Source organism: Moorella sp. E306M, from assembly GCF_006538385.1.
Taxonomy (GTDB): Bacteria; Bacillota; DSM-521; order Neomoorellales; family Neomoorellaceae; genus Neomoorella.
In genome coordinates this window covers 584,023-604,245 of the sequence record NZ_BJKO01000001.1, presented here as the reverse complement: position 1 = coordinate 604,245, position 20,223 = coordinate 584,023, and the positions used below count along the sequence as shown (strand labels likewise).

24 protein-coding genes and 1 pseudogene are annotated in these 20,223 nt (G+C 53.6%); all 25 read left to right on the top strand.

The genetic code is table 11. The annotated features are described in order from the left end of the window. Positions 1-111: 111 nt before the first annotated feature. Positions 112-792 carry a LysM peptidoglycan-binding domain-containing protein gene (locus FLZ89_RS03185; protein WP_141304343.1) on the top strand — a complete coding sequence of 227 codons (681 nt, stop codon included), beginning with the start codon at positions 112-114 and terminating at the stop codon, positions 790-792. Next, positions 789-1,790 carry an XkdQ/YqbQ family protein gene (locus FLZ89_RS03180; RefSeq protein ID WP_141304342.1) on the top strand — a complete coding sequence of 334 codons (1,002 nt, stop codon included), beginning with the start codon at positions 789-791 and terminating at the stop codon, positions 1,788-1,790. The genes FLZ89_RS03185 and FLZ89_RS03180 overlap by 4 nt, the downstream gene beginning before the upstream one ends. After that, on the top strand, positions 1,783-2,208 hold the full coding sequence (locus FLZ89_RS03175; protein ID WP_141304341.1) for a peptide methionine sulfoxide reductase: 426 nt from the start codon (positions 1,783-1,785) through the stop codon (positions 2,206-2,208). Before FLZ89_RS03180 ends, FLZ89_RS03175 begins: the two co-directional genes overlap by 8 nt. Beyond that, positions 2,208-2,654 carry a DUF2634 domain-containing protein gene (locus FLZ89_RS03170; RefSeq protein ID WP_141304340.1) on the top strand — a complete coding sequence of 149 codons (447 nt, stop codon included), beginning with the start codon at positions 2,208-2,210 and terminating at the stop codon, positions 2,652-2,654. Before FLZ89_RS03175 ends, FLZ89_RS03170 begins: the two co-directional genes overlap by 1 nt. Beyond that, positions 2,647-3,588: a hypothetical protein gene (locus FLZ89_RS03165; protein WP_141304339.1), complete on the top strand. Its 942-nt coding sequence runs from the start codon at positions 2,647-2,649 to the stop codon at positions 3,586-3,588. Before FLZ89_RS03170 ends, FLZ89_RS03165 begins: the two co-directional genes overlap by 8 nt. Beyond that, entirely contained in the window at positions 3,563-4,669 is a 1,107-nt protein-coding gene (locus FLZ89_RS03160; RefSeq protein ID WP_141304338.1) for a baseplate J/gp47 family protein, read from the top strand. The genes FLZ89_RS03165 and FLZ89_RS03160 overlap by 26 nt, the downstream gene beginning before the upstream one ends. Further along, positions 4,666-5,538: a putative phage tail protein gene (locus FLZ89_RS03155; RefSeq protein ID WP_141304337.1), complete on the top strand. Its 873-nt coding sequence runs from the start codon at positions 4,666-4,668 to the stop codon at positions 5,536-5,538. Before FLZ89_RS03160 ends, FLZ89_RS03155 begins: the two co-directional genes overlap by 4 nt. Positions 5,539-5,792: 254 nt before the next feature. Then, positions 5,793-6,089 carry a hemolysin gene (locus tag FLZ89_RS03150; RefSeq protein ID WP_141304336.1) on the top strand — a complete coding sequence of 99 codons (297 nt, stop codon included), beginning with the start codon at positions 5,793-5,795 and terminating at the stop codon, positions 6,087-6,089. Between the two features lie 13 nt (positions 6,090-6,102). After that, positions 6,103-6,615, top strand: a complete 513-nt coding sequence (locus tag FLZ89_RS03145; RefSeq protein ID WP_141304335.1) for a signal transduction protein — start codon at positions 6,103-6,105, stop codon at positions 6,613-6,615. A 19-nt stretch (positions 6,616-6,634) separates the two neighbouring features. Then, a complete protein-coding gene (locus FLZ89_RS03140) occupies positions 6,635-6,964 on the top strand; it encodes an AAA family ATPase (protein ID WP_141304334.1) in 330 nt (109 codons plus the stop codon). A gap of 18 nt (positions 6,965-6,982) precedes the next feature. Then, positions 6,983-8,074 (top strand): SUMF1/EgtB/PvdO family nonheme iron enzyme, encoded by a 1,092-nt coding sequence (locus FLZ89_RS03135; protein WP_141304333.1) that lies wholly within the window; start codon positions 6,983-6,985, stop codon positions 8,072-8,074. 58 nt (positions 8,075-8,132) lie between these two features. Further along, complete coding sequence (avd, locus tag FLZ89_RS03130) at positions 8,133-8,468, top strand: diversity-generating retroelement protein Avd (RefSeq protein ID WP_027717310.1); 336 nt, start codon at positions 8,133-8,135, stop codon at positions 8,466-8,468. A 325-nt stretch (positions 8,469-8,793) separates the two neighbouring features. Beyond that, entirely contained in the window at positions 8,794-9,906 is a 1,113-nt protein-coding gene (locus tag FLZ89_RS03120) for a reverse transcriptase/maturase family protein (protein WP_141304331.1), read from the top strand. Positions 9,907-9,911: 5 nt separating this feature from the next. Next, entirely contained in the window at positions 9,912-10,133 is a 222-nt protein-coding gene (locus FLZ89_RS03115; RefSeq protein ID WP_141304330.1) for a hypothetical protein, read from the top strand. Between the two features lie 16 nt (positions 10,134-10,149). Further along, complete coding sequence (locus tag FLZ89_RS03110; protein ID WP_141304329.1) at positions 10,150-10,836, top strand: N-acetylmuramoyl-L-alanine amidase; 687 nt, start codon at positions 10,150-10,152, stop codon at positions 10,834-10,836. Continuing rightward, positions 10,833-11,048, top strand: coding sequence for a hypothetical protein (locus FLZ89_RS03105; RefSeq protein ID WP_141304328.1), 216 nt, complete (start codon positions 10,833-10,835; stop codon positions 11,046-11,048). The genes FLZ89_RS03110 and FLZ89_RS03105 overlap by 4 nt, the downstream gene beginning before the upstream one ends. Next, on the top strand, positions 11,048-11,281 hold the full coding sequence (locus FLZ89_RS03100) for a hypothetical protein (RefSeq protein ID WP_141304327.1): 234 nt from the start codon (positions 11,048-11,050) through the stop codon (positions 11,279-11,281). Before FLZ89_RS03105 ends, FLZ89_RS03100 begins: the two co-directional genes overlap by 1 nt. A gap of 95 nt (positions 11,282-11,376) precedes the next feature. Then, positions 11,377-11,580, top strand: coding sequence for a hypothetical protein (locus FLZ89_RS03095; protein WP_141304326.1), 204 nt, complete (start codon positions 11,377-11,379; stop codon positions 11,578-11,580). Between the two features lie 364 nt (positions 11,581-11,944). Then, positions 11,945-13,513 carry a recombinase family protein gene (locus FLZ89_RS16055; RefSeq protein ID WP_277997540.1) on the top strand — a complete coding sequence of 523 codons (1,569 nt, stop codon included), beginning with the start codon at positions 11,945-11,947 and terminating at the stop codon, positions 13,511-13,513. Continuing rightward, a pseudogene (locus tag FLZ89_RS03080) lies at positions 13,501-14,634 on the top strand (protein prkA); the annotation flags it as partial. The gene FLZ89_RS16055 and the pseudogene FLZ89_RS03080, both read left to right, overlap by 13 nt. A 16-nt stretch (positions 14,635-14,650) precedes the next feature. Next, complete coding sequence (gene yhbH / locus FLZ89_RS03075) at positions 14,651-15,814, top strand: sporulation protein YhbH (RefSeq protein ID WP_141304325.1); 1,164 nt, start codon at positions 14,651-14,653, stop codon at positions 15,812-15,814. Further along, positions 15,798-17,195, top strand: coding sequence for a SpoVR family protein (locus FLZ89_RS03070; protein WP_141265385.1), 1,398 nt, complete (start codon positions 15,798-15,800; stop codon positions 17,193-17,195). Before yhbH ends, FLZ89_RS03070 begins: the two co-directional genes overlap by 17 nt. 119 nt (positions 17,196-17,314) lie before the next feature. Further along, entirely contained in the window at positions 17,315-18,613 is a 1,299-nt protein-coding gene (locus tag FLZ89_RS03065) for a phenylacetate--CoA ligase (RefSeq protein ID WP_141265386.1), read from the top strand. A 13-nt stretch (positions 18,614-18,626) separates the two neighbouring features. Beyond that, positions 18,627-19,058, top strand: a complete 432-nt coding sequence (locus FLZ89_RS03060; RefSeq protein ID WP_141265387.1) for an ACT domain-containing protein — start codon at positions 18,627-18,629, stop codon at positions 19,056-19,058. Between the two features lie 45 nt (positions 19,059-19,103). Then, a complete protein-coding gene (hisC, locus tag FLZ89_RS03055; RefSeq protein ID WP_141304324.1) occupies positions 19,104-20,207 on the top strand; it encodes a histidinol-phosphate transaminase in 1,104 nt (367 codons plus the stop codon). Positions 20,208-20,223: the final 16 nt, after the last annotated feature.

Here is a 20,223-nt window from a genome sequence, read left to right as displayed (position 1 = left end):
CAAAAAAGGTAAAAATAGAAGAAAATGAGAGATCTATACAGAGGACACCTCTCTAAAATCTCTACTTAAAGCATGGTGGCAGGCCGGCAAAAAGGATAGCAGGTGATCGCCATGGACTTTTACCTCATAGCGCCCTCCGGGCGCTTTATTCATTTCCCTATCAACCCCGAACGTATTACCGCCCAGACCGGAAGCAAAATACAGACATTCGAGGTTATCGCCCTGGGTGACATTGCCCTTCCACGCGGCATAGTTCCAACCCGCTTTTCCTGGGAGGGTTTTTTCCCGGGAGAAGCGAGAAAGAATCTCCCCTTTATCAAGTCCTGGCGGCCGCCTAAAGAAATTATAGGGGACATATCAGCCATCCGTGCCAGTGGGGAGAAAGTGCGCCTGCTGGTGACGGAAACGCCAATTAACCATGACTGCTACATTGAAACCTTTGAGCATACCTGGGGCGGTGGCTATGGTGATGCACAATACCGTATTGAGCTGGTCCAGGCCAGGGACTTAAAGGTGTATACCGAAGCAGAGTGGGCCAATAGAGGGGCGCAGCAGGCAAGCGCGATAGTCCTGGCGGCGGCAACCCGGCCAGCTCCTCCGCCTCCCCGGACTTATACGGTTAAACCGGGCGATACTCTTTGGGCTATAGCCAAGCGTACCCTGGGCGATGGGAGCAGGTGGCGGGAGATTTACCAGGCGAATACTGCGGTGATAGGCAAAGATCCTAATCTTATTCGGCCAGGGCAGGTGTTAAGGATACCAGGAGCCACCAGCGGGAGTGTTATGGCATGATAGATACAGCGAAGATTAATTACGACCTGGTTGCGATTACGCCGCAAGGGCAAACACTCCACCTTAACGAGGTTTTGCGAAACCTGACCTGGGAAGAAAATCCCGGCGAACTGGCCGTCCGGCTGGAGGCCGAACTGCAAAACCAGCAGCTCCCCAGCGGGAGATGGCTTCACCAACAGCTCCCTTTGGGCGGGCAGGTATTCCTGTACGCCGATTGGGGCGCCGACCGGCAGGAGATTTTCAGGGGCACAGTGTTTAACTGGCATTACCGGACGGATCCTCTGGGACACTTCACCATAACCGCTTATGACCCCCTGATTTACCTGGCCAAGAGCAAGGATGACCGGTACTACTCTTCTGGGACCCTGGCCAGGGTAATAATTGAAGACATAGCTAAAGCCTGGCAAATACCCCTTGGAACAGTAGAAGGTCCGGATATAGGACTGGCCAAACAGGTATTCCGTGGCCGTACCCTGGCTGATATGATTTTCGATGTGCTTGACCAGGCGAAAAAGCGCGGTGCTGGAAAGTGGATAGTACGGAGCAAACAAGGGAAGATCGACATAGTGAGGCCGGGCCAGAACAGCCCGGTCTATCATTTTGGGGCGGATGACAGCGTAGCGCAAGTAGAGGACCAGCAAGATATAGAAGATCTGGTCACCAGAGTAAAAATTGTAGGTGCAGAAGATAAAGAGGGCCGGGCTCCGGTAGTGGCTACGCTAGACGGGCGAACTGAGTTTGGAGTGCTCCAGGACCTGGTCTACAAGGAGCAATATGACAACCTGGCGGCCGCAAAAGCGGCGGCCCAGGATATACTAGCCGAACGGGGACAGCCGAGAAAGAAACGGCGCATTACGGCCCCTGACTTACCCTTTCTCCGCCGCGGGGATAAAGTGCATATTGCAGCCGGGACACTAATCGGGTATTACCTGGTTGCCGGGGTAGTACACAACGCAAATGACCGGACCATGAGCCTGGAGGTCGAGGACGTTGGCTAACAGCGGGGTAAGCAAGCTGGCCCAGGTGATAGCATCAAGGATAAGCCAGCAAGTACAGAAGCCGGATGTCTTGGAGTTAGGTGCTATCCAGGCCGATATGAGCCTGCTGTTAGACCGGTTCCCGGTGCCAATACCGGCGGGGGATTACCTTATAGCTGATTGGGAGATGCGCCTGGAAATCCCGCAGGCTTCCCGGGTTATAAAAACGGCTTCTCCGGTTAATACTGACGGGACTGATATTCCGGGGACGACTACTTACTCTAACCTGCAGCGGCTAGATTTTCAGGCCTGGGACCCTGGGCAGGTGCAGGAGGTCCATTTAAATTTGAAAGCGAGTATAAAAGCGGGCGACCGGGTGCTGGTGGCCTGGGTGAACGACGGTACTGACCCGGTGGTGCTGTGTAAGGTGGTGACGTGATGCCGAGCTTATACCCTGCTTTCGAGACACCGCCTCTGGTAGAACAGCAACAAACCGAGCCAGCTCCCCGATATGGCAAGAGCTGGTTCTTTGATTTTGAGAAGGGGGACTTCGTTGTAGACGGCGCCGGCCGGGTGGCGCAGACCGACGGCCATACTGCCTGGGCTCACTGGTGCGTCAAGGCCGTCCTCACAGAGCGGTTTGGCTATTTGGTGTACGGCCCCGGTTATGGCTGCGAGTTGGAGCAGGCCAGGGGGCAACCATCGCGCCAGGCGGTTGAAGCGGAGTTGGAGCGGGTAATTACTGAGGCCTTGCTTGCAGATCCCAGGACAGAGATGGTCCGGGATTTTTCTTTTGCATGGCAAGGAGATGAAGTAATAGTGGCCTTTACGGTAGTTCCGGTAATTGGGACGCCCGAAAGGCTGGAGGTGAAGATAAGTGGCTGAGCTCTGGTTAGCCGATGTCTACAAAGATAGACGTGGTACTAGGTGGGTACCCGAGCGTTTAGCTACATTGCGTAACCTGTACCCGACTAAACCTAATGCAGAATTGGCTTTAATGTTTGGGGTATCGGAAACAGCTATACGTTCCGTTGCTCGCCGGTACAACCTTAAAAAAGATCCGGAGTGGCGTCGAGAACAACTAGCAATTATTGCTAGAGAAGTAGCGGCAATTTATGGCAAAATTAATGGACAGCGAAATGGACCTAAAAGCAGACGACTATTTTTTAATGAAAAGTATTTCTCGGGCGATCTAACCCCAGAATCAGCCTATTGGCTTGGTTTTATTCAGGCAGACGGATGCATTAATATCAAGCCACGATGTCAATCGTTAACCATTACAGTTGCATTGAAGGATATTAACCATCTTAGGCAGTTTTTGTTTGATATTAATGCTAATAAGCCTCCACGTTGTTATGAGAAACCAGTTGCTCGTTCAACCTGCGAGTTGGTATCCAGCCAGCTTGTTGGTGATTTGATGCGGTTGGGTATTAAACCTAATAAAACTGAATTAGGTACTTTCCCTATAATTGATGATGGATTGGCTAATCATTACTTACGTGGTGTTTTTGATGGCGATGGGAATATTTACATTCGACCGGATAGAAAACTGGATCCCACAATAAGCGTAGCCGGAAGTAGAGCATTTGCAGAGTGGATGCTTAATCTTGTACGTTCGTCTGTTGGAATCTTAGGCGGCACAATAACTAAGCATGTGAAAAGAGATATATGGTATGTTCGTTTTTCAGGACGAAACCAGGTTTTGTTGATCTATCAGTGGCTATATAATAACGCCACGAGATGGCTAGAACGGAAGCGCAGAGTATTTGAGCGGTTATACGGGGGTGGTATAAGTGGCCCAACTACCGCTCTATCTTGAAAACCAGACGTATGAAACCATTCTCCAGCGCATGCTTGATGCTCTGCCTTCTGATCTGGACAAATCGGAAGGCAGTTTTATTTGGGACGCCCTTTCCCCGGCGGCTATCGAACTGGCCCTTGCCGCTATCTGGACGCAGGAGGTCCTGCGGCGCGGATTTGTGCAGACCACGTTTGGCGAGTACCTGGACCTACGGGCAGAGGAATACGGCGTCACCAGGCGGCCGGCAGTCGCAGCTACTGGAACCGTAACATTTACCGGTACAACCGGAACGGTGATCCCAAAAGGTACACGGGTAAGCACTGTCAGCACCGAAGCAGCGCCCGCTGTTGTCTTTTCTACCACTGAGGAAGCTGTAATAAGCGAAAGCGGTAGCATAGATGTACCAGTTGTTGCAGAAGAACCTGGCAGCAATGGCAACGTCGCCCCCGGGTCTATCATTCTTTTGGTAGAGCCAGTAGCCGGTATCACCTCAGTAACAAATACCTCAGCCACGACTGGCGGCCTCGAAGAAGAAAGTGATGACAGCCTGCGGGCCAGGATTCTCGAACTGGCCCACAAAGACGAAGGCGATGGCAATAAGGCAGATTACGAAATCTGGGCCAAAGAGGTGAGCGGTGTCGGCTACGTGCTGGTGGAACCCCTCTGGCGGGGACCGGGGACGGTACGGGTGGTCATCCTTGATCAGGATGGAAATATCCCAAGCCCCGATCTTGTGGCCGCGGTGCAGGAATACCTGGACCCTGGCGGCCAGGGTATAGGGATGGGCAAGGCGCCAATTGGGGCCAAGGTGACTGTGGAAGCGCCTATGGAAGTCAACTTAACGATCACCGTTCCGACCCTGGCCGTGGAGAGCGGTTACACGGTGGATCAGGTCAAGGCCAATCTGGAGGCGGCGGCCAAGGCTTACATCCTGAGCGTTTCCCCCGGGGGAATAGTGCGCGTCAAAGACCTGGAGGCAGTAATTGCCAATGCTCCAGGCGTGCTTGACTTCGGCGACATCCTAATTAACGGGATCAGACAAAACGTGGAACTGGCGGTTGATGAAAAGGCAACTTTGGCGGGAGTGATCTACACATGAGCCGAGAGCCAGCCAAAGACCGGATGATTGAATACCTGCCGTTGTACTACCGAACCTCTAAAGTAATGGAGGCTATTTTATCGGCCCAGGGGCAGGAGATAGACAAGCTGTTTGAAGCGTTAGATCAGACCCTAGAGCAGTTTTTTGTAGTCAGCGCAACCTGGGGGCTAAGGTATTGGGGAGAGTTACTGGGTTTACCAGTAAACGAGACCTTGCCGGTGGATGAGCGACGCCGGCAGATATTGGCGAAGCGTCGGGGGGTAGCCCAGCCACTCCTAGTCATTTTGCAGGCGATTGCCCCTGAGCTTGAGGCTCGGTTTGGCGGGGACGTTATCCCTTTCGTGCGTCCCATCGAGCACAATGCCAGCGAATACGATTTTGGGCTTTTGGTGCCCACCCTGGAAATTCACAAGCCGGCCCATAAGGCTTATACTTTTCAACTCCTGCCGCCTGACCAGGCCAGCGGCTATGTCATATACGGCAATCACGCTGCCGGGCGGGGGAAAGTGGCTTTCCAGCCCGAGGCCGGGGCGGTTTATGCCGGCAGGTGGCCGCGGTGGAATACGGCGGGCCAGGCCAAGACTGGAAGCGTGACTGCTCGGGCGGCCGCGATCACCGGTGAGTGCCTCTTTCCAATGGCAGGAGTAAGCATTGGAAGCATGGGGGTTTCCGACGTAATCTTACCCGCAGTCGTAGGTGTAGGCGGGGCAATTTTCCCGCGATCAGGACAGTATAGAGCTGCGGAGCTACCAATAATTGCGGCTGCAGGGGCATTGGCAGCCCGAGCGGCCAGCATTGCCGGATTGGGTGCAACAGGCTGGGGTGCCACATATCCCTGCGGTACCATTCACGCCGGGGAGGCGGCCTGATGTATTTCCATGCGCTTTATGCGGGCACAGTACCCTGGGCTGATAGCAATGGGAGTATGATTTCGGTATTTGCTAGGGCTTCGCCAGCCATGTCGGCCGGGGAAGCTAATCCTCCTCGGGCGGGAACGATGCCTTTTGTTTCTTCCCGGGGAGCCCTAGCGCCAGCGGGAACGGTTGCTTCTGGCTCCGCCCAAGCCGGGCAAGGTTATACATTCCCGTGCGGCCCATACCATGCCGGGGAGGAGGTGGCATAGGTGCTTACATCCCACGCGCTGGAGGCCTTGGCCAAGGCGCTTGACGACCTGGTCGCATCGGCTGACTACACAATTGGCGGTCAGACGTATCAGACTAAAATACGGCGCTCGATAGTTTCTGGAACTACGGTACGCAAGCATATCTACCTGACCCAGGAGGACCCGGTTGGCACTGTAACGCGAGCCAGGCTCCTAGATGCCGACGGCCAGGTGGTGGCAGAAAGAACTGACCAGCAAGAGCATGAAGAAGGCAAAGGACTTCTTTTAGAGTTTAGGTTTACTATTTCCGAAGCTTAAGGAGGTGGAATGAATGCCTATAGCCGACCTGCGCAACCACGCATATGAACCCACTGAGTGGGAGGACCGGGTAGTCGACCAGGTAAGCGGCGAGGTTCTGGTAGAGGGCACGCCGGTGAACGAGGTAAATTTAAACAACATCGAATCAGCCTTACTACTAGCGCATTTGGACATTGGCTCCCTGGCAGGTTGCATGGCCGCCCTGGTCAGAAGCCTATTGAGCGAATTGGACAAGTATAAGCGCCAGAGGTTCATCCAGGGTCAGGCCACTATTACTGGATCTGGTGGAGAATATTTCGTCGATTCCGAGCCGTTCGTGACTGTGAGTTTGCCCACGGATGCCCTGGCGCAGTTGAACGCGCCGAACTATGATGTGCTAATCACGCCCATCAGTGCCAGTGACTGGGGAGCGATAGGCGAGCTGATCGTTTATGACAAGGCGCAGAACGGGTTTAAGGTCAAGATGACCGGTTCCGCGGAAAGTGTAACATTTATATGGACTATCATCAACCCATCCATTAGGTAGTAGGTAGGAGGTGGACTCAGTGATAATTACGCACTTAAACGAAGGCCCGAAGGCGGAATACAGCCTTAACGGTACGGTTCTAACGGTGCACGGAGTTTCCGTGGACCTGGCGGCCAGGCAGAGAGATGTCCAAACGGTGATAGACATCAGCCTCGGCTCCGATTTTGCGACGGCTGCTGAAGGAACGGGGGCCTGGTACGTAGCCACCATAGTTATTCCGCCCCGGGAGTACGACCTAGTAGATACCGGGCAGGTGGATGAAAACGGGAACCCGGTTATGACGCCAGAACCGAAGCCGTTAGATATGAACAAAGTCGAACTACGCCTGTGGGCGTTGCCCAGGCAATAAACCAAGGAGGTAGAGAATATGCCGTTCGTGTTTAGCATTAAAGACTCCTACCGCCAGGCCGTGGAGGCGGCCACCGGAGGAAAATGTACCGTTATGTATGATGATCAGGGGTATCCGTCTATCATGGTGCGGATACCTAAGTTTTATCTCGATGAAGTGATTGCCGGCGCTCCGCACCAGGTGCACCCGGCGTTTATTGTTAACGGCATCGAGAAGTCCGAGATCTGGATCTCGAAATACCTCAATGTAGTGCACAACGGCCGTGCATATTCCCTGCCCGGCCAGGACCCGGCACATTACGTAAACTTCGACACTGCCAGGAACTACTGCTTTGCTAAAGGTCCCGGCTGGCACCTTATGACCAACGCCGAGTGGGCAGCCATCGCTCTCTGGTGCAGAAAGGCTGGATTAATGCCTAGGGGCAATACGAGTAACGGGGCATCCTCCGATGCACCCTATGAGCGCGGAGTGCTAGCTTCAACCAATGAAAGTGGTGCTTACCGGACGCTGACTGGATCCGGGCCCGCGACCTGGAATCATGACGGTACGCCAGAAGGCATCGCGGACCTGTGCGGCAACGTCTGGGAGTGGGTGGACGGGCTCAAGCTGGTAAACGGCAAGATTTACGTCCACAATGACAACGATTACGACACCGGCAATAGTGAGGGGAATGTGGACGGCTGGGTGGATATGTTGCTCTATTTCGATAACACCACAGCTGGTGACGCAGATACTACGAGCCACGACGTTGGCGGTGACCCCATTCTTTCTAGCGATCGCACCAACCCGATGTATACAGGCGGCGATGTAAACGACTACTACGGTTACAGTTATGTTAATTTTGAGGCGCTAACTGCAGAAGCAGACGTCACAGTGCCGGATCTTCTTAAATACTTGGCAATATTCCCAGCCGATGCTGGCAACCATGGCGGCGACGGCCTCTGGGTGCGTAACTACGGCGAGCGCCTCCCGATCCGGGGCGGGCATTGGGGCGATGGGTCCTCTGCGGGGGTCTTCGCCCTGTCCCTGAACTTCGCCGCTCGGACTCGGGCTACAGCCTCGGCTTCCGCGCGGCTTTTATTCCCGTGTAATCTGGGTTCTGAAACCTGAAATCTGCTGGGCGGGCGACAGCCCGCTCTCCCAGTTCTTGAACACGGGGGTAAAAGCCTTGGCTGAGGAGTTGAAGGTTCTACAAAAAACCTACGACATGATCCAGTACGGATACATTTGCCTGCGGCAGTACCCCAAAAGCGAGAAACACACTTTGGCGGCCGAGACCAAGCGGGCCATGTTTGAGTTGCTAAAGGCCATCATCATGGCCAATAGGCGATACTACAAGAAGAACGCAATCCAGGAGGCTGACGTCCAGTTAGAAATCCTCCGCCATTATATACGGCTTGCAAAGGACCTGGAGTTTCTACCCATCAAAAAGTACGAGAACTGGTCTAAGATGACCACAGAAATAGGGAAAATGATTGGCGGCTGGCTTAAGTCAGCCCGTTAATCATTTTGGGGAGAAAGCCAAAGCGCCTCCCGATCCGGGGCGGGAATTGGGACAATGGGTCCAATGCGGGGGTCTTCGCCCTGAACCTGAACAACGCCCGCTCGAACTCGGACAACAACATCGGCTTCCGCGCGGCTTCGCCCTGTAGCCAGAAGTGGCCGGCTCACGGGCCGGCCTCCAGCGCGCAGGGGTAAAGGGGCTTTCTTCCCTGCCGCGCTCCCGCCAAAGCTCGGGACCGGCAAAAAACTGAATTGCCGGGAAGGCAGTTAGTAACCCGTGAGGGCGAAGGGTGCCACGCCCGGCGCCTCTTTTTAGAGGTGATGACATGAAGAAACTTAAGGGGCTATATCCCAAGGTCTACGATTTCGAGAACCTTCTGGAGGCCTACAAGGAGGCCCGTAAATGCAAAAGGTTTCAGGACGAAGTCCTGGCGTTTACCCGCAACCTCGAGGAAAACCTGATCAGCATCCAGAACGAGCTGATCTGGAAAACCTACAAGGTAGGCCGATACAGGGAATTTTTCGTCTACGACCCGAAGAAACGGCTGATTATGGCATTGCCATTTAAGGACCGGGTGGTCCAGTGGGCCATCTACAGGGTGCTTAACCCGCTTTTGGAGCGGCGCTATATCTCGGACAGTTACGCCTGCAGGGTGGGTTACGGGACCCACCGGGCAGCGGACAGACTTCAATACTGGCTCCGGTATCTGGCCAGAAGATACCCCAGGGTATACGTCCTTAAGCTGGACATAAGCAAGTATTTCTACCGGGTAGACCACGACGTTCTCATGGGGATCTTACGGCGGATAATAGCCGACGAGGACATGCTCTGGCTGCTAGAGACCATCGTTCGGTCAGAGGACACCAAATTTGGCATCCCCCTGGGCGACCACGGCTTCGAGTGCGAGAGGGTCGAGGGGGTCGGGATGCCTATTGGCAACCTAACAAGTCAAATGTTTGCCAACCTTTATCTGAACGAGCTGGACCAGTACGCCAAGCACATCCTGAAAGTCCGGTATTATATCCGCTACATGGACGATGTGATCATTTTGCACCCGGACAAGAAATATCTCTGGCGGCTCAAGGAAGAGATCGGCGCTTTTCTGCAGGACCATTTGCACCTGGTGCTCAACGACAAGACTACCGTCCGGACGGCGGACCAGGGGATTGACTTCTGTGGCTACCGGATATGGCCCACCCACCGCAAGCTCCGCAAGAGGACGGCCCTTAAAATGAAGCGGCGCCTGAAATACCTTCAGAGGGCTTATGCCCGGGGCGAGGTCAGCTTTGACGAGGTGAACGCCAGCGTGCAGTCCTACCTCGGGCTGCTCAAGCATTGCAACAGCTACAAGCTGCGAAAGAAGTTGTTTGACGACCTTGTTTTTGTACGAGGAGGGGATGCCGGTGAGAAAAACGATGATAACCTGGCCAGGAGGTGAGGCCCATGCCTGGGCCTGATCTCGCGCAATATGGTATTGCATTCTTCACGGTGGCAGGTTTGGTTTTCCTGGTAGCCCAGTGGTTCAAGCAAAAGAGTGACCAGGAGTTAGCCGAGGTGGTCCAAAACAATACCAAGGCCTTAGAGCAGTTAACTACCTTGATCCAGGTGGCGTTAGCCCGGCAGGAGGCTAAGATAGACGAGCTGCTCGAGCGGGCCAGGCGGTGAAAAAAGGGGTGAGAGCATGGCCAAAATCAAATGGGTAGGTTCGCCAAACTATAGTAGCCGCAATGGGAGAAAAATTGTTACCATAGTTGACCATATCACCGCTGGACTGATGCCTGGGTGCTTAAGTTGGATGCAGAACCCTAAAGCCCAGGCAAGTGCCCATTACCTAGTCACCAGGAATGGCGAAATCTACCAGCTTGTAAAGGAAGAATACGCCGCCTGGCACGCCGGAGCGGTAAATAAGCCGTCCTGGTCGTTATATGACGGCACGAACCCCAACTGCTATACCATAGGCATAGAACACGAGGGTTATCCGGATGAAGAGCTTACCGAAGCGCAATATCAAGCAACCTTGTGGTTACACCGTGATCTGATTAATAAGTACTCGATACCAATAGACACTGAGCACATCATAGGACATTACCGTATAGACAGCGTTAATCGGCCTAACTGCCCAGGGCCTAAATTTCCCTGGGACAGGCTGTTTAACGATTTACGGATGGGGGCGATTGACGTGGCTCTAGAAAAATGGATGATTGAGGGTGGGCAAGCCGCAATAAAAGATCTGGCGGCCAAAGGGCTTATTGCAAACCCGGAACGGTGGAGTTCCGAAGAAGAGCTGGCGAAGTCTGTGCCTGCCTATTTGTTTTGGATTATGTTGAGTAGAATCGTGAACTACAAAGCCCGGGAAGTGATAAAATGAAGTTTTCCAAGTTTATCGTCACTCTTGTGGTACTATTAAACATAATTTTCACGCTGGCTTTTTTGTATGCTTTTATGAAAGTTGGTGCCGAACCGACAGCCTTAATAGCAGCATGGTTTGCTTTTACGACGGGGGAATTATGGTTCTTGGCCGGCATTAAAAAGAAAGAGGTGGAAAGTGATAACAGTAATTATGAAAGGGGCGGCATATAATGCTTAAGCAAAAACTAACATCAAGGAAATTCTGGGCTGCCGTAGCCACGGCGGTCTTTATTGTTCTTTCCGAGGGGTTAGGGCTAAACATTGATAAAGACCTCTATTGGAAGCTTGTAGCTTTGGCCTTGGGATACACTTTTGGCGAGGCAGTTGTGGATGTGGCCCGGGCAAAAGGGGATAATTCCACCAGCGAAGGAAGTGCAGGTAGTGACAATAGCTCTGGCGAATAACGTTTGCCCGATTTGTGGTAGCGAGTGGGGGGGCTCCGGCGGGGAGCTATGCCCTGACTGCCAGCTCGATCAAGCCTTGCAGGAGGTGGCGGCTGGTGCTACTCCAGATGAAAACTAGCCGCGACCTCTATTATGCCGGTGAGTTGGTCGAGGTGGACAAAAATACCGCTGCCGAGTGGATCGCCGCCGGCCTGGCCGAGCCGGCAGTGTGCCCGGAGTGCGGGGCGCAGCTGGAGGCGCGGGGATGGGGAGCGGTTTGCCCGGAGTGCGGAAATCGGAAGTGGGAGAGTATTGCATAAAAAAGCGGCAGGAGTTAAACCTGCCGCGTAGAATATAACGATAAAGGTCGACGCCGGGGAAGCCCCCGGTGAGGTTATCTACAAGTTATGCACTATTATCCACGGTTCCACCCCGGCCAGGACGGCCGGGGGTTTTGTTTTTTAATTAAAAACTAGCCGGGGTTTATGCCCCGGCTTTCAATAATTGCCTAAGAAACCTTATAATAAATTCTGCTACAATTTCCCAATCAGCCGGATCGTCAGAATAAATCCTCTCTATTTCCATCTCCATGAGGCCACCCTCCCCGGTGCCGGATTGGTATAATATATTCAAGGCATGAGTTGTCCAAAAACAGGCATAAAATGGTAACGGGAGGGCACCGGGATGGCTAAAGCAGCTATCTACTGCCGGGTATCTTCGGAGGAACAAGCCGAGAGAGGGACAATTGAAGGCCAGGTCCAATATGCAAAAAAATACCTGGACCTCCATGGGCCGGAGGCCGGAATAACAGAATGGGAATTCTACCTTGATGAAGGAGTTTCCGGCACTGTAGCCCTCCCCGACCGGCCGGCCGGCGCCCGCCTGGTGGCCGATGCCCGGGCCGGAAAGTTTCAGGTGCTCTACGTTTACCGGCTGGACCGCCTGGCCCGGAGTGTAAAGCATGTATTGGATACATATGATCTTCTTGAGAAGCAGGGTATCGCCCTCAAAAGTATGACCGAGGCCTTCGATACCGGCACCCCGACTGGGAAGTTCTTCATGACCCTTCTCGCCAGCATAGCAGCCCTGGAGCGGGATACTATCCTGGAACGCACCCAGATGGGCAAAGACCGAAAGGCGCGCCAGGGGAAATGGGTCACGGGAATGCCTCCCTTCGGGTACCGGATCGGGGCCGACGGGTCCCTGGAGGTCTACAAGGAAGAGGCCGAGACGGTCCGGTTGATTTTCCGCCTCTACCTTGATGGCATGAGTACCATTGACATCGCCAAATATCTCAATGCCCGCGGCATCCCTACCCCGGCCAAATCCAAACGGACAAAAAACAAGAGTACTGGGAAGTGGCACGCCGGGCATATCTCTATCATTCTCCGGACCGAAGCCTATACGGGTACCTATACCTACTTAAAGCGGTCTAAACGCCGGAAGGATACTATTGAAATACCAGTACCGGCCATTGTGTCCGAAAAAGACTTTGTTACGGTTCAGGCCAAGCTTATAGAAAACGCCGACGCCGCCCGGGGGAGCCGGGGGCGTAACTACCTGCTTCGGGGACTTATCTTCTGCGGCAACTGCGGCCGGCGGATGGTCGGCAGTTCAGGCATGAGTAAAGAGGGGCGGGTTTACTATCGCTGTACCGGCGCCATAAACACAGGTGCTGGCCGGCTATGCAACGCGAAGATGATCCGGGCCAGGGACATTGAACAAGCCGTTTGGCAGGATATTGAGGAGTTTGCTAAGGATCCGGGAAAAGTCCGGGAAATTATGGAGGCTAAAATTAAAGAGAACAAGCAGGAATTGGACCCGGTAAAAGATGAGCTGGCGGGGCTGGAGAAAGCAATCCTCGAGAAACAGGCGGCCAGGGGCAAGGTGCTATCATTCTGTGCCCGGGGTGTAATCTCGGACCAAGAAGCCGAGGAGGAATTAAAAAACCTGGGCCGTGAGATTGAGACCCTGGTAGCCAGGCGAGATTTTCTTTTCAGCAAGCAGCAATCGGCCCAGCAGTTTGAGACTGAAGCCCTCACCGCCCAGGTTCTTATGGAGGACCTGGCGAAACGTCTGCAGGACGTTACTGATGAGCAAAGGGGAGAGATTATACAGGCCCTGGTTAAACGAATTGACGTTTATACTATCGAGGAAGATGGGAAGCGCCGGTCCAAGGTGGTCATCCAGTACAGGTTTGGGCCAGGCTCGGAAATGGCGTTGTATGGTTCTAAGACTAACAGGAAATGCTAAAATGTGATGAGAAATTTCTGTATAATCTCCTCAGCCTCTCCCAGGAGGGCAACTTTAAAGCCGGCCGTTTTGCTTTGATCTCAGCGGATGAGGTAATAATTGCCCACACCAATGAAGCAGAATACCGGGCCTTTATCAGCAACCCCAAGAATGAAGCCCTGCAGTCAAGGATTATGGTTATTGCTATTCCCTATAACCTGAAGGTGCGGGATGAGGTAAAGATTTATCAAAAACTGATCCGCCAGAGCGATATTACCGTCCACATTGCCCCCTTTGCCCTTCATGCGGCAGCCATTTTCTCCATCCTGTCACGCTTAAAGGAATCGAAAAAACAGGGTATGGACCTCTTGAAGAAGATGAAGCTTTATGACGGCGAGGATGTTGAGGGCTTTAAGCAAAAGGACGTCCTGGAACTCATGAATGAAGTCGAGGGGGAGGGGATGAGCGGTGTCGACCCCCGCTATGTCATCAACCGCATTTCCAGCGCCCTGATAACTGCCGACACCCGCTGCATCAATGCCCTGGATATCCTGAGGGCTTTGAAGGACGGCCTGGATCAGCATCCTTCCATAACTAAAGAAGATAAGGAACGCTTCATCAATTTCATTGCCATGGCGCGCCAGGAATACGACGAATACGCCAAAAAGGAAGTCCAGCGGGCCTTTGTTTACTCCTATGAAGAATCGGCCCGGGCCCTGTTTAACAACTACCTGGATAATGTGGAGGCCTATGTCAACAAGACCAAAGTCCGCGATCCCATTACCGATGAAGAGATGGATCCTGATGAAAAGCTCATGCGCTCTATTGAAGAACAAATCGGCGTTACTGAGAACGCCAAGAAGGCCTTCCGGGAAGAGATCCTCATCCGCCTTTCTTCCTATGCGCGTAAGGGCAAGACCTTTGACTATAACTCTCACGAGCGCCTGCGGGAGGCCATTGAGAAAAAGCTTTTTGCCGATATGAAGGATATTATCAAGATTACCACTTCCACCCGGACGCCGGACCCGGAGCAGTTGAAGCGCATTAACGCCGTTGTCGACCGCCTCATTTCCCAGCACGGCTATTGCCCGGTCTGCGCCAACGAGCTGTTGAAATACACCGGCAGCCTCTTAAACCGCTAGACCCGGGGTGATGACCATGGATACCCAGTACATCCTTTCGCGGGAAGACTGGTCCCTGCACCGGAAAGGCTATCTGGACCAGCAGCGGCACCAGGAAAAGGTGCGCGAAGCCATCAGGAAAAATCTACCCCAGATTATTACCGAAGAAAGTATTATCATGGGCAAGGGCAAAAAGGTGGTCAGGATACCCATCAGGAGCCTGGAGGAGTATCACTTTCGTTTCAATTATAACCAGGGCCGGAACGTTGGCCAGGGCAGCGGCGGTACCCGGAAGGGAACGGTCATCGGCCGCGAGGCCCCTGAGGGTGCCGGTAAAGGATCGGGAGCGGGCGATCAGCCGGGGATTGACTATTACGAAGCCGAGGTCACCCTGGAGGAAGTCCAGGAAATGCTTTTCCGGGACCTGGAGCTTCCCAATCTTCAGGAAAAGAAAAAACCCATCCTGGCTTCGCCCACCTATGAATTTCGCGACGTCCGCCGCAAAGGTCTCATGGGTAACCTAGACAAAAAACGCACCCTCCTGGAGAATCTCAAACGCAATGCCATGAAGGGGAAGCTCTGCATCGGCGGCATCACCCCGGAAGACCTGCGGTTTAAAACCTGGGAGGAAAAAATGCGTTATGAGACCAGTGCCGTGGTATTTGCCATGATGGATACCTCCGGCAGCATGGGGACCTATGAGAAGTATATCGCCCGGACTTTCTTTTTCTGGATGGTGCGTTTTCTGCGCACCAGGTACCAGCAAGTGGAAATTGTCTTTATCGCCCACCACACCCAGGCCAGGGAAGTCTCTGAAGAAGAATTCTTTGCCAGGGGCGAAAGCGGCGGCACCCGCTGTTCCTCGGCCTACCAGCTGGCCCTGGAGATTATTGATAAGCGCTATCCCCCGGCGGATTATAATATCTACCCCTTTCATTTTACCGACGGCGATAATCTTCCCAGCGACAATGAGGCCTGCCTGGAGGCCGTGCAGCAGCTCTTGCCCAAAGTAAATCTCCTGGGCTACGGGGAAATTGTCAACCCTTATTACCGCACCAGCACCCTGATGAATGTCCTGAAACGCATCAAGGATGAACGCCTGGTGACAGTGGCCATCAAAGATAAAAGTGAGGTTTACCAGGCCCTGCGCCAATTTTTTGCTGGCTCAAAAGGGAGGGAGCCCGGTGAAACAAGAATATAAGGCCCTTGCCAGAGCCATCGAAGTCATTCACGACCAAGCCAGGCAATTTGGCCTGGACTTTTTTCCCATGCGTTTTGAACTCTGCCCGGCCGATGTAATCTATGCCTTTGGCGCCTATGGCATGCCCACCAGGTTTACCCACTGGACCTTTGGCAAGCATTTCTATAAAATGAAGCTCCAGTATGACTTCAACCTGAGCCGGATTTACGAATTGGTCATCAATTCCGACCCCTGCTATGCCTTTTTACTGGAGGGCAATGACCTGATCCAGAATAAACTGGTCATTGCCCACGTCTTCGCTCATAGCGATTTTTTTAAGAATAATATTCACTTTGCTCCTACTTCCCGCCACATGGTGGAAACCATGGCCGCCCATGCAGCAAAAATAAGAGAGTACGAGTTTAAATACGGCCGCCGGGAGGTAGAGATTTTCCTCGACGCCGCCCTGTCCATCCAGGAGCATATCGAGCCCCCGGCCATTTTTCCGGTAGCGGAAGAGGAGGGGGAAAAGGACACGGGGCATCACCACCCTCCGGAGACACCCTATGATGACCTGTGGGCCCTGGACGGCAAACCGAAGGAACAGCCCAGGGAACGTACCCGCAAAATACCCCCGCGGCCAACAAAGGATATGCTGGCCTTTATCATGAAACACAGCCCCGAGCTGGAGGACTGGCAGCGGGACATCCTGGCTATAGTCCGGGAAGAAATGCGGTATTTCTGGCCCCAGATGGAGACGAAAATCATAAATGAAGGCTGGGCCACCTACTGGCACGCCCGCATTATGCGGGAACTTGATTTAACAGAAGAAGAAACCATTGAATTTGCCCACCTCCATGCCAGCGTCACCCAGCCGGGTAAAATGCAGATCAACCCCTATTATGTGGGCAGCAAGATCTTTGAGGATATTGAAAAGCGCTGGGATAAACCCTCCCAGGAAGAAAGAGAACGCTACGGCCGCCAGGGTGGGGAGGGCCGGGCCAAGATTTTTGAAGTCCGCAGCTGTGAAAACGACATCTCTTTCCTGCGCAACTACCTGACCCGGGAACTGGTGGAAGAGCTGGATCTCTTTCTTTACCAGAAGGTAGGGTCGGAATGGGTAGTTGTGGAGAAGGACTGGGAAAAAGTGCGGGACGGCCTAGTCAGCCGCCTCACCAACTGCGGTTTTCCCTATATCGTTGTTGAGGATGGCGACTACCAGCGCCGGGGCGAGCTCTATCTCAAGCATTGCTATGAAGACCTGGAACTGGATGTCCCTTACCTGGAAAAGACCCTGCCCTACGTTTACCTGTTGTGGGGCCGGCCGGTCCACCTGGAAACCGTCATTGACGGCAAGAAGGCTGTTTTTAGTTATGACGGCAAGAAAAATAGCCGTCGCTGATTTCCAGGCAGGATTTCCTTTTTTAATGTGGAAATATCTTTAATTATGTACGGCTGGAGAAATAAATATTTTGCTCTCAGATTTCTTGTCACTGACTTCTAAGTATGGGGGGAGTATGGTTGTACTGGAACGAAAGATACGAGTGTATGCCGGAGGAAGAGTTAAGGGAACTCCAGCTGGAACGCCTCCAGGCAACGGTCAAAAGGGCCTTTTTCAACGTCCCCTTTTACCGCAAAGCTTTCCAGGCCATCGGCCTGGAACCGGGCGATATTAAAAGCCTGGATGATCTCCAGAAATTGCCCTTTACCACCAAACAGGATTTACGGGACAATTATCCCTTTGGCATGTTTGCCGTACCTATGAGCGAAGTGGTACGCATCCACTCTTCATCGGGTACGACCGGCAAGCCGACGGTGGTCGGTTATACCCGCCATGATATTGACGTCTGGGCCGAGCTCATGGCCCGGGCCCTGGTCTGCGGCGGGACAACCCGTCACGATATTATCCAGAACGCCTATGGTTACGGCCTCTTTACCGGCGGCTTGGGGATTCATTACGGCGCGGAGCGCCTGGGCGCGTCTGTTATCCCCATCTCCGGCGGCAATACCAAGCGCCAGGTAATGATCATGAAGGATTACGGCAGTACGGTTCTTACCTGTACTCCCTCCTATGCCCTGCACATTGCCGAGGTAATGGCTGAGATGGGCATCAGCCCGGAGGAATTAAAACTCCGGTGCGGTATTTTTGGTGCCGAACCTTGGTCGGAAAACATGCGCCAGGAGATCGAGAAGCGGCTGGGGATCAGCGCTGTTGATATCTACGGCCTGAGCGAAGTTATCGGTCCCGGCGTAGGTATTGAGTGCCAGGAGAAGAACGGCCTGCATGTTTTTGGCGATCACTTCCTGGTAGAAGTCATTGACCCGGTAACGGAGAAGCCGGTACCGCCGGGACAGCTGGGCGAGCTGGTCATTACGTCCCTCACGAAAGAGGCCCTGCCGGTCATTCGCTACCGGACGAGGGACATCACCACTCTAATCCCCGGGACGTGCTCCTGCGGCCGTACTTACGCCCGGGTGGCCCGCTTCACCGGCCGGACGGACGACATGCTCATTATCCGCGGGGTTAATATCTTCCCCTCCCAGGTGGAGAGCGTCCTCCTGGAAATGGGCGGTACCGAGCCCCATTACCTCCTCATTGTCGACCGCCAGGGAGCCCTGGACACCCTGGAGGTCAAGGTAGAGGTTTCGGATTCCCTTTTCTCCGATAAAGTCCGGGGCCTGGAAGAACTGGAAAAACGCCTGGTCAGTGAGCTGGAAAGCACCCTGGGCATCAGCGTGAAAGTTACCCTGGTGGAGCCTAAAACCATCGATCGCAGCGAAGGCAAGGCCGTCAGGGTAATTGACAAGCGGAAGATATGAGAGGGGCGAGACTATGAAAATCAAGCAGCTCTCGGTTTTCCTGGAGAACAAGTCGGGCCGGCTGGCAGCAGTAACGCGCCTGCTGGCCGGGCAGGGGATCAACATCCGCGCCCTGTCCATTGCCGACACTTCTGACTTTGGCATTTTACGCCTCATCGTCAACGATCCTGAACAGGCCTACCGCGCCCTGAAGGAAGCGGGTTTCACCGTCAGCCTCACCGAGGTCCTGGGGGTGGAAATGCCGGACCGGCCCGGGGGTTTGAGTAACATCCTTTCTATCCTTGAAGAAGCCGGCATCAACATCGAATACCTCTATGCCTTTATCGGTAAGGGCGATAACGGTGCCCTGGTGATTTTCCGCGTCGAAGAGCTGGATAAAGCTATTACGATTCTCCAGGATAAGGGAATTACTATTGTGGAGGGTGAAAGGATCTACCGCCTCTGAAGATCCCACCTCTCCCTCCCAGTATTATGAAGGAGATGAAACCAAGTGGCCACTGCACCTCAATGCCGGGAAGCCATCCTGACCATTAAGCCCTACGTACCTGGTAAACCCATTGAAGAAGTCCAGCGGGAACTGGGGGTTAAGGATGTAATTAAACTGGCATCTAATGAGAATCCCCTGGGCCCATCGCCGGATGCCGTCCAGGCTTTACAAGAGGCCAGCGAGAGGGTTTACCTGTACCCCGACGGGAACTGCTATTACTTGAAAAATGCCCTGGCGGAAAAACTGGGTGTTTCCCCGGAGAATCTCATTGTGGGTAATGGAACTGATGAGATAATAAAAATGCTGGCCGAGACTTACCTCAACCCCGGAGATGAAATAGTTGTCGCTGATCCTACTTTTTCCGAGTATGAGTTTGCCGCCCAGGTCATGGCCGGTCGGGCCATCAAGGTACCCTGCCGTAGTTTCCGTCACGACTTGAAGGCCATGGCCGCCAGGATAACGCCCCGGACACGGATGGTCTTCATCTGTAATCCCAACAACCCCACGGGGACCATTGTCGGCCAGATGGTCCTGGACAGCTTTTTAAAGGAAGTACCTCCTTCCGTCCTGGTGGTGCTGGATGAAGCCTATGCCGATTACGTAACGGCCGAGCACTATCCTGACAGCCTGGCCTATATCCGCCACGGACGGGCCAACGTCATTGTCCTGCGTACTTTTTCCAAAATTTACGGCTTGGCGGGCCTGCGCGTGGGATACGGCGTGGCTGTGCCGGAAATTATCAGGAACTTGAACCGGGTGCGGGAGCCCTTTAACGTCAATCTCTTAGCTCAGGCGGCGGCCATTGCTGCCCTCAAGGATGAGGCCCATTACAAGAAGAGCCGGGAAGTAAATATAGAAGGCAAACAGTACCTCTACGAACAGTTTGCAGCCCTGGGTCTGCAGTATGTTCCTACAGAGGCCAATTTCATCTTTGTCGACATCCAGCGGGACAGCCGCACCGTTTTCCAGGAGCTTTTAAAAAGAGGTGTGATTGTCCGTACCGGCGATATCTTTGGCTATGATACTTACCTGCGGGTGACCATAGGTACACCGCGGCAGAATGAACGCTTTATCAAAGCCTTACGGGAAGTTTTGGGTCGGGCGTAAAAATCAGGAATATATC

Bases quoted from the DNA above. Each gene is read 5' to 3' on its own strand.
- FLZ89_RS03185 (WP_141304343.1), top strand. From the start codon at position 112: ATGGACTTTTACCTCATAGCGCCCTCCGGGCGCTTTATTCATTTCCCT.
- FLZ89_RS03180 (WP_141304342.1), top strand. From the start codon at position 789: ATGATAGATACAGCGAAGATTAATTACGACCTGGTTGCGATTACGCCG.
- FLZ89_RS03170 (WP_141304340.1), top strand. From the start codon at position 2,208: ATGCCGAGCTTATACCCTGCTTTCGAGACACCGCCTCTGGTAGAACAG.
- FLZ89_RS03155 (WP_141304337.1), top strand. From the start codon at position 4,666: ATGAGCCGAGAGCCAGCCAAAGACCGGATGATTGAATACCTGCCGTTG.
- FLZ89_RS03145 (WP_141304335.1), top strand. From the start codon at position 6,103: ATGCCTATAGCCGACCTGCGCAACCACGCATATGAACCCACTGAGTGG.
- FLZ89_RS03135 (WP_141304333.1), top strand. From the start codon at position 6,983: ATGCCGTTCGTGTTTAGCATTAAAGACTCCTACCGCCAGGCCGTGGAG.
- FLZ89_RS03120 (WP_141304331.1), top strand. From the start codon at position 8,794: ATGAAGAAACTTAAGGGGCTATATCCCAAGGTCTACGATTTCGAGAAC.
- FLZ89_RS03115 (WP_141304330.1), top strand. From the start codon at position 9,912: ATGCCTGGGCCTGATCTCGCGCAATATGGTATTGCATTCTTCACGGTG.
- FLZ89_RS03110 (WP_141304329.1), top strand. From the start codon at position 10,150: ATGGCCAAAATCAAATGGGTAGGTTCGCCAAACTATAGTAGCCGCAAT.
- FLZ89_RS03105 (WP_141304328.1), top strand. From the start codon at position 10,833: ATGAAGTTTTCCAAGTTTATCGTCACTCTTGTGGTACTATTAAACATA.
- FLZ89_RS03100 (WP_141304327.1), top strand. From the start codon at position 11,048: ATGCTTAAGCAAAAACTAACATCAAGGAAATTCTGGGCTGCCGTAGCC.
- FLZ89_RS16055 (WP_277997540.1), top strand. From the start codon at position 11,945: ATGGCTAAAGCAGCTATCTACTGCCGGGTATCTTCGGAGGAACAAGCC.
- yhbH (WP_141304325.1), top strand. From the start codon at position 14,651: ATGGATACCCAGTACATCCTTTCGCGGGAAGACTGGTCCCTGCACCGG.
- FLZ89_RS03060 (WP_141265387.1), top strand. From the start codon at position 18,627: ATGAAAATCAAGCAGCTCTCGGTTTTCCTGGAGAACAAGTCGGGCCGG.